The following is an 8,732-nucleotide window of genomic DNA, read 5'->3' on the forward strand; positions in this document are numbered from 1 at the left end:
CCGGCTGATGGAGACCATCCCCGCGACCGGGCTGCTCGGTGCCTCCTGGTTGCTCATCGCGCTGCCCCTGGCGGGTGCAGCGGTGCTGCTGCTCGGCGGCCGGCGCACCGACCGCTGGGGCCACCTGCTGGCCACCGGCACCGTCGCCGCCGCCTTCGTCCTCGGGCTGCTCTGCACCGTGCAGCTGGCCGGGCTGGACGAGCGGTCGGCGAGCGTCGACCTGTTCACCTTCATCCGCACCGGCAACCTCGACGTCGAGGCCGGGCTGCTGTTCGACCCGCTGTCGGCGGTCTTCGTCCTGCTGATCACCGGCGTGGGTGCGCTGATCCACGTCTACTCGATCGGCTACATGGCGCACGACCCCGCGCGGCGGCGGTTCTTCGCCTACCTGAACCTCTTCGTCGCGGCGATGCTGCTGCTGGTCCTCGGCAACAGCTACGTGGCCCTCTACGTGGGCTGGGAGGGCGTCGGTCTGGCGTCCTACCTGCTCATCGCCTTCTGGTACACCCGCCCGGCGGCGGCCACGGCGGCGAAGAAGGCCTTCATCATGAACCGGGTCGGGGACGTCGGCCTGGCGCTGGCCATCTTCATCATGTTCGCCCAGCTCGGGACGACGTCCTACGCCGGTGTGTTCGGCGAGGTCGGCCTGCTCGCCGGGGGGACCGTCACCGCGATGGGGCTGCTGCTCCTGCTCGGGGCCTGCGGCAAGTCCGGCCAGTTCCCGCTGCAGGCCTGGCTGCCCGACGCGATGGAGGGCCCGACCCCGGTCTCCGCGCTCATCCACGCAGCGACCATGGTCACCGCCGGGGTCTACCTGATCGCCCGCAGCGCCCCGGTGTTCGACGAGACGCCGACGGCCCGGACCGTCGTCCTGGTCGTCGGGGCGATCACGCTGATGATCGGCGCGATCGTCGGCTGCGCGTACGACGACATCAAGAAGGTGCTGGCCTACTCCACGGTCAGCCAGATCGGCTACATGTTCCTGGCCGTCGGTCTGGGCCCGGTCGGCTACGCCGCCGGGATCGCGCACCTGCTGGCGCACGGCTTCTTCAAGGCCGGGCTGTTCCTCGGCGCCGGGTCGGTCATGCACGCGATGAACGACTCCGTCGACATGCGCCGCTACGGCGGGCTGGCCAAGAAGCTGCCGGTCACCTTCGTGACCTTCGGTCTGGGCTACCTGGCACTGATCGGCTTCCCGTTCCTGTCCGGGTACTGGACCAAGGACGCGATCATCGAGGCCGCGTTCGACCGCGGCGGGACGTCGGGCTGGCTGCTGGGCGGCGTCGCCGTCCTCGGCGCGGGGCTCACCGCGTTCTACATGACCCGGCTCATGCTGATGACGTTCTTCGGCCGGGCCCGCTGGGACGAGGGGGTGCACCCGCACGAGTCGCCGTCGGTGATGACGGCGCCGATGGTCGTGCTGGCGATCGGGTCGGTCGCCGCCGGGTTCCTGATCGTCGAGGCGTTCCCGCTCACCGACTGGCTCGAGCCGGTCTTCGGCGAGCCCGAGGAGGCCGCGCACGTGGTCGCCCCCCTCACCGTCAGCATCGTGCTGACGCTGGTCATGCTGTTCGGCGCGGCCGTTGCCTGGCTGTTCGTCGGCCGCCGGGAGGTGCCGACGACGGCGCCGGCGCGGGTGTCGCCGGTGGTCGTCGCCGCCCGGCGCGGGCTCTACGCCGACGCGGTCAACGAGTCGCTGTTCATGCGCCCCGGCATGTGGCTGACCCGCGCACTCGTCTGGCTGGACAACCGAGGCGTCGACGGCGTCGTCAACGGGACGGCGGCGGCCCTCGGTGGCTCGTCGTCCCGGCTGGGGCGCGCGCAGACCGGCTTCGTCCGCAGCTACGCCCTCGGCATGCTCGGCGGCGCGGTGCTCGTCGCCGGCGCACTGGTCGCAGTGACGACGGCATGACCGTCGCCGGCTCTGGAGGGGTGACCTGGTGAGCGACTTCCCGTTCCTGCTGGCGATGATCGCCGTGCCCGCGGTGGGTGCGGCCGTGCTGGCTGCCCTGCCGCCGTCCCGGCAGGCGCTGGCCCGGCAGCTGGCCATGGCGGTGAGCCTGCTCGTGCTGCTGCTCGCAGTGCTGGCCACGGTCGCCTTCAACACCGGTGGGGACCGGTTCCAGCTGACCACCTCGGTCACCTGGATCGCGGACTTCGGGGTCAGCTTCGCCCTCGGCGTCGACGGCATCGCCCTGGTGATGCTGCTGCTGATCGGGGTGCTGGTGCCCGTGGTCATCGGCGCGTCCTGGGACGAGCGCGCCGCCGGCAACCGGTCCATGCGTACCTACTGGGCCTGGCTGCTGCTGCTCGAGTCGATGATGGTCGGGGTCTTCGCCGCCACCGACGTCTTCCTGTTCTACGTCTTCTTCGAGGCGATGCTCATCCCGATGTACTTCCTGATCGGCAGCTTCGGCGGTCCGAACCGGCAGTACGCCGCGGTCAAGTTCTTCCTCTACAGCCTGCTCGGTGGGCTGGTCATGCTCGCCTCGGTCATCGGGCTCTACGTGGTCAGCAACTCCCAGCTCGGTGAGGGCACCTTCGCCTTCGACGCGCTGCGCCAGCTGGACATCGACCCCGGCGTGCAGAAGCTGCTGTTCCTGGGCTTCTTCGTCGCCTTCGCCATCAAGGCACCGCTGGTGCCCTTCCACACCTGGCTGCCCGACGCCGGTGCCGAGGCCCCCGTCGGCAGCGCCGTCCTGCTGGTGGGGGTGCTGGACAAGGTGGGCACCTTCGGCTTCCTGCGCTACTGCCTGCCGCTGTTCCCCGACGCCTCCCGCGACCTGGCCCCGTGGGTCCTGGTGCTGGCGGTGGTCGGGATCCTGTACGCCGCGCTGGTGGCGATGGGGCAGTCGGACATGAAGCGGCTGGTGTCCTACACCTCGATCGCGCACTTCGGCTTCATCGCGCTGGGGATCTTCGCCTTCAGCACCGAGGCGGCCACCGGCGCGGTGCTCTACATGGTCAACCACGGCATCGCGACCGGCCTGCTGTTCCTGGTCGTCGGCATGGTGATCACCCGCAGCGGGTCCCGGCAGATCCGTGACCACGGCGGCCTGGCCGCCAAGGCACCGCTGCTGGCCGGGGTGTTCCTGCTCGCCGGCCTGGCGTCGCTGGCGCTGCCCGGGACCAACAGCTTCGTCAGCGAGTTCCTCGTGCTGATCGGCTCGTTCCCGCGGGAGCCGGTGTTCACCGTCCTCGCCACCGCCGGCATCGTGCTGGCCGCGCTGTACGTCCTGCTCATGTACCAGCGGGTCTTCCACGGGCCGCCCCGCGGGGTGCTCGTGGACGCCGAGCCCCGGCCCGAGGCGACGGGCGGTGGCTCGACGGCCGTGCTCACCGCACCGGCCCCGGCCCGGACGTCGCGGGTGCTGGACCTGTCGCGGCGTGAGCTCGCGGTCGTGGCACCGCTGGTCGCGCTGGTCATCGGGCTCGGGGTGTACCCCCAGCCGCTGATCGACCTGATCGACCCGGCGGTGCAGGCGACGATGAGCGACGTCGGCGTCGACCCCGGGGGCAGCGCTCCCGAAGCTCCCGGAGGGACCGACTGATGGGTCCGATCACCGCCCCCTCGCTGTCCTACACCGCGCTCGCGCCGCTGCTGTTCGTCTTCGGCGCCGCCGCGGTCGGGGTGCTGGTCGAGGCCTTCGCGCCCCGCGCCGTCCGGCACCCCGTGCAGGTGGTCCTCGCCCTGGTCGGCACCGTCGGGGCGTTCGTCGCCACGCTGCTGCTGGCCGGCACGGAGGAGGTCACCGCCGGCGGGGCGCTCGCCGTCGACGGCGCCGCGCTGTTCCTGCAGGGCACCATCGCGGTCCTCGGGGCGCTGTCGGTGCTGCTGTTCAGCGAGCGCGCGGTCGACCCGGCGCGCTCGGCGTTCGTCGCCGTCGCCGCGGTGCCCGCCGGCAGCGTGCGCGACCGCGAGCTGGCGACCTCGACCCGCGTGCAGACCGAGGTCTACCCGCTGGCGAGCTTCGCCATCGGCGGGATGATGCTGTTCACCGCGTCGAACGACCTGCTGATCATGTTCGTCGCGCTCGAGGTGCTCAGCCTGCCGCTGTACCTGCTCTCCGGGCTGGCCCGGCGGCGCCGGCTGCTCTCGCAGGAGGCCGCGGTCAAGTACTTCCTGCTCGGCGCCTTCGCCTCCGCCTTCTTCCTGTACGGGCTGGCGCTGGTCTACGGCGCCACCGGCAGCGTGCGGCTGAGCGCCATCCGTGACGCCGCGGTCACCGAGGGCGGGGACACCCTCATGGTGCTGGGCCTGGCCCTGCTGGTGGTCGGCTTGATGTTCAAGGCCAGCGTCGCTCCGTTCCACACCTGGACGCCGGACGTCTACCAGGGCGCCCCGACGGCGGTCACCGCGTTCATGGCCGCAGCCACCAAGGTCGCCGCGTTCGGTGCGGTGCTGCGCCTGCTCTACGTCGCCTTCGGCACCGCCGACTGGACCTGGCGGCCGCTGGTCTACGGCCTGGCGATCGTGTCGATGCTGGTCGGGGCGGTCCTCGGGCTGACCCAGACCGACCTCAAGCGGATGCTCGCCTACTCCTCGATCGCGCACGCCGGCTTCCTGCTCACCGGCGTGATCGGGCTCGGCCCCGGCGACAGCGGCTACGGCCTGGCCGCCACGATGTTCTACCTGCTCACCTACGGGTTGACCACGCTGGGCGCCTTCGGGTTGCTCACCCTCGTCCGGGACGGCGACGGGGAGGCCACGCACCTGTCCCAGTGGGCCGGGCTCGCGCAGCGCTCCCCGATCGTCGCCGCGCTGATGGCCTTCTTCCTGCTGGCCCTCGCCGGGATCCCGCTCACCAGCGGCTTCACCGGGAAGTTCGCCGTCTTCCGGGCGGCGATCGAGGACGGGGCCTGGCCGCTGGCGGTCGTCGCACTGGTGGCCAGCGCGATCGCGGCCTTCTTCTACCTGCGGGTCGTCGTCCTCATGTACTTCTCACCGGCGGCGCCGGACGGGCCCACCGTCGGCGTGCCCGGTCTGCCGACCACGATCGTGCTGGCGATCACCGCAGCCGCCACGCTGGTGCTCGGCATCCTGCCGGGGGCGGTGCTGGACCTGGCCGAGTCGGCCGCGGTCCTGGTCGGCTGAGCCGCCCGCTCGGAGGTCGTCGATGAGGACCCGGGACGACGGGCTGTATCTTCAGCGGTTGATGACCGGAGCCGGCACCACCAGCCCCCGGGCCCGCGGACGGACCGACCACCAGGAGACCCCGTTGCGCCGGCCTTCCACGCCCGCCTCGACCATCGGGCCCTGGCTGCCCGACGGTGAGCTGGGGGACGCGCTGGCCGAGGGGATGGCCCGGGTCGAGGCGTCGCTGGGCACCGCGGTCACCAGCGACCACTCCTTCGTGAGCGAGGCGGCCGGTCACCTGATGGCCGCCGGTGGCAAGCGGCTGCGCCCGATGCTCGCCCTGCTCGCCGCCCAGCTCGGGGACGCCGAGGCCCCCGAGGTCGTCCAGGCGGCCGTGGTCTGCGAGCTCACCCACCTGGCCACGCTGTACCACGACGACGTGATGGACGAGGCGTCCGTGCGCCGCGGCGCTCCCAGCGCCAACAGCCGTTGGAGCAACAGCGTCGCCATCCTCACCGGCGACTTCCTCTTCGCCCGAGCCTCGGACCTGCTCGCCGACCTCGGTCCCGAGGCCGTGCGGGTGCAGGCGCAGACCTTCGAGCGGCTGGTGATCGGCCAGCTCCGGGAGACCGTCGGCGCGCGGCCGGGTGAGGACCCGGTCGACCACTACCTCGGCGTGCTGGCCGACAAGACCGGCTCGCTGGTGGCCACCTCGGCCCGCTTCGGCGCCTCCTTCGCCGGCGTCGCGCCGCAGATGGTCACCGCCCTGACCTCCTTCGGCGAGGAGTTCGGCGTCGCCTTCCAGCTCTCCGACGACCTGATCGACATCGTGAGCGAGGCCGGGACGTCGGGGAAGTCGCCCGGCACCGACCTGCGTGAGGGGATCGCCACCCTGCCGGTGCTGTTCGCCCTCGCCGGGGACGACCCGGCCGAGGCCCGGCTGCGCGAGCTCGTCGCCGGACCGGTCGTCGACGAGGCCGAGCACGCCGAGGCGCTCGAGCTGCTGCGCCGGTCGCCGTCGCTGGCCCGGGCCACCGCCGTGCTGGGCGACTACGCCGACCGGGCGCAGGCCCGGCTGGACGCCGTCCCGGACGGCCCGGTGCGCGACGCGCTGGCCGCGCTGTGCACCTACGTGGTCACCCGCACCAGCTGAGGAAGGACCCCCGTGCCCCCCGCCCTTCGCAGGCTCAGGGCGGGACCCTGCACGGGGGCCGTGCTGCTCTCCGCCGTCCTGTTGGCCGGGTGCAGCGGTGCTCCCGGCGCGGAGGGTGACGAGGCGGCCGTCGACGTCCCGGACCGCGCGCAGCCCTCGTCGACGGCCGGCGTCCCGGCGCTCGACGTCCAGGTGCTCGCCGACGGCCTGGACCACCCCTGGGACGTGGCGCTGGCGCCGGACGGGACGCTGCTGGTCGACGAGCGCGGCGGCGGGTTCACCGCCGTCCGCCCCGACGGGGCGGTCCGGTCGCTCGACGCCGACCTCGACGACCTCTTCGCCACCGGCGAGACGGGCCTCATGGGCCTGGTGCTCGACGCGGCCTTCGCCGACAACCGGCGCTTCTACAGCTGCCAGGGCGTCGAGGAGGACGGCGATGCGGAGATCCAGGTCATCGCCTGGACCGTCGACGAGGGCTGGACGTCGGCCACCCGGGTCGCCGACCCGTTGCTCGGCGGCATCCCGGTCAACGAGGGCAGCGGCCGGCACGGCGGCTGCCGGCCGCGGTTCGACCCCACCGGGCAGCTGCTCGTCGGCACCGGCGACAACGCGGTGGGCAGCAACCCGCAGGACCTCGGCACGCTCGCCGGGAAGGTGCTGCGGATCGACCCGCAGACCGGGCAGCCGTCGGCCGGCAACCCGTTCCTGGACGCCGACGACCCGACCACCCGGCTGATCTGGAGCTACGGGCACCGCAACGTCCAGGGCATCGCCACCCGACCGGGGACGCAGCAGGTCTACACCGTCGAGCAGGGCACCGACCGCGACGACGAGGTCAACCGGTCGGTGGCCGGTGGCAACTACGGCTACGACCCGGACGGCGCACCCCCGGGCCCCGACGGCGGCTACGACGAGAGCGTGCCGATGACCGACCTTGACATCCCGGGTGCCATCGCCGCCGTCTGGTCCTCCGGGGACCCGACCATCGCCACCAGCGGCGCGACCTTCCTCGACGGGGCCTCGTGGGGCGGCTACGCGGGGGTGCTGCTGGTGGGCGTGCAGAAGGACACCGGGGTGCTCGGGCTGCGCATCGACGACGCCGGGCAGCTGGTCGAGCAGTTCCGGGTCCCCGAGCTGGAGGACTCCTACGGCCGCGTCCGCTCCCCGGTGCAGGGCTCGGACGGCGCGCTGTACCTCACCACCGACAACGGCGACGGCGAGGACCAGCTGCTGAGGGTGACGCCGCAGGTCTGATGTCCCGGCCCCTCCAGGGCACCGCCCCGAGCCCGCAAAGGGGCTTCATGCCGTCACCGGCAGGCTGAGCGGCCCGCGGAGGACCGTCGCGACGCGGGGCACCGCCCGGCCGGCCAGGCGCAGCCGCGGCGCCCGCTCGGCCAGCACGCGCAGCGCCACCTCGCCCTCCAGCCGGGCCAGCGGGGCGCCGAGGCAGTAGTGCACCCCGCCGGAGAACGCGAGGTGCGGCGCCTGCTCGCGGTGCAGGTCGAACCGGTCCGGGTCCGGGTGCACCGCCGGGTCCCGGTTCGCGGCGGCCAGCAGCACCAGCACGCCGCTGTCACGACGCAGCCGGATGCCACCGACCTCCAGGTCCTCGTGTGCGAAGCGGGCGGTGAGCTGGACGGGCGGGTCGTAGCGGAGCGTCTCCTCGACTGCCGCCGCCGCCAGCGAGGGGTCCTCGACCAGCGCCGCCCACTGGCCGGGCGTGCGCAGCAGGGCCTGCACCGCGTTGCCGATCAGGTTGGTGGTCGTCTCGAAGCCGGCGACGAGCAGCAGCTGGGCCAGCGCCAGCACCTCGTCGGGCGTGGCGGTGCCGCCGTCGACGGCGCCGGCGAGGGTGGAGACGACGTCCTCGCCCGGGTGCGCGCGGCGCTGCTCGAGCAGGTCCGCGAACAACCGGCGCAGCGAGCCGGTGGCCTCGGCGAGCTCGCGGGCGTGGCCGGGGGACCGGACCCCGTCCAGCGCCGAGCCGACGGCGCGCCCCCAGCGGGCGAACCGCTCGCTGTCCACGTCCGGCACGTCGAGCAGGGCGGCGATCACGGTGATCGGCAGCGGTGAGGCAAGGTCGCGGACCAGGTCGAAGCGGCCCTCACGGCGACCCCGGGCCAGGGCGTCGTCCAGGAGGTCGGCGGTGACCCGCTCGGCCACCGCCCGGTAGTGCGCGAGCCGGCGGGGTGCGAACGCCGGCTGGGCGAGCCGGCGCAACCGGGTGTGGTCGGGCGGGTCCAGGGTCAGCAGCGAGAGGTCGACCGGCTCCAGCAGCGAGCCGCCCTCGGTCTCGTCGGCCCTCCCGCCCAGCCGGCTCGCACCCGCGGAGGGCTGGACGCCGAACCGCCGGTCCCGCAGCACCGCCTCGCACGAGGCGTGCGTGGCGACCGAGGTCAGCCCGGTGCGGCTGCGCACCGGGCCGCTGCGGACCTCGGCCTCCCGCAGCGACGTGAGGACCGGGTACGGGTCCAGCCGCCACGGCCGGTGCAGCAGCCGCAC

6 protein-coding genes are annotated in these 8,732 nt (G+C 73.3%); 5 read left to right on the forward strand and 1 reads right to left on the reverse strand.

Features of this window, described 5'->3' with window-relative positions; genetic code table 11:
* Nucleotides 1-7: 7 nt before the first annotated feature.
* Genes nuoL through FHL79_RS15925 form a run of 5 tightly spaced genes read left to right on the forward strand, consistent with a single transcriptional unit; the run spans nt 8 to nt 7,484 of the window.
* Nucleotides 8-1,912, forward strand: coding sequence for an NADH-quinone oxidoreductase subunit L (nuoL, locus tag FHL79_RS15905; RefSeq protein WP_138759562.1), 1,905 nt, complete (start codon nt 8-10; stop codon nt 1,910-1,912).
* A 28-nt stretch (nt 1,913-1,940) separates the two neighbouring features.
* A complete protein-coding gene (locus tag FHL79_RS15910; protein WP_138759563.1) occupies nt 1,941-3,551 on the forward strand; it encodes an NADH-quinone oxidoreductase subunit M in 1,611 nt (536 codons plus the stop codon).
* Nucleotides 3,551-5,095, forward strand: a complete 1,545-nt coding sequence (nuoN, locus tag FHL79_RS15915; RefSeq protein WP_138759564.1) for an NADH-quinone oxidoreductase subunit NuoN — start codon at nt 3,551-3,553, stop codon at nt 5,093-5,095. Before FHL79_RS15910 ends, nuoN begins: the two co-directional genes overlap by 1 nt.
* A 22-nt stretch (nt 5,096-5,117) precedes the next feature.
* On the forward strand, nt 5,118-6,230 hold the full coding sequence (locus tag FHL79_RS15920; RefSeq protein ID WP_246080854.1) for a polyprenyl synthetase family protein: 1,113 nt from the start codon (nt 5,118-5,120) through the stop codon (nt 6,228-6,230).
* A 60-nt stretch (nt 6,231-6,290) separates the two neighbouring features.
* Nucleotides 6,291-7,484, forward strand: a complete 1,194-nt coding sequence (locus FHL79_RS15925; protein WP_138759565.1) for a PQQ-dependent sugar dehydrogenase — start codon at nt 6,291-6,293, stop codon at nt 7,482-7,484.
* 45 nt (nt 7,485-7,529) lie between these two features.
* Here the strand turns inward: FHL79_RS15925 and FHL79_RS15930 are convergent.
* The coding region (locus tag FHL79_RS15930) for a cytochrome P450 (RefSeq protein WP_138759566.1) at nt 7,530-8,732 on the reverse strand (1,203 nt) is incomplete at its 5' end.

This window comes from Modestobacter altitudinis, assembly GCF_005930475.1.
Lineage (GTDB): Bacteria > Actinomycetota > Actinomycetes > Mycobacteriales > Geodermatophilaceae > Modestobacter > Modestobacter altitudinis.

Bases quoted from the DNA above. Each gene is read 5' to 3' on its own strand.
- FHL79_RS15920 (WP_246080854.1), top strand. From the start codon at position 5,118: ATGAGGACCCGGGACGACGGGCTGTATCTTCAGCGGTTGATGACCGGA.
- nuoN (WP_138759564.1), top strand. From the start codon at position 3,551: ATGGGTCCGATCACCGCCCCCTCGCTGTCCTACACCGCGCTCGCGCCG.
- nuoL (WP_138759562.1), top strand. From the start codon at position 8: ATGGAGACCATCCCCGCGACCGGGCTGCTCGGTGCCTCCTGGTTGCTC.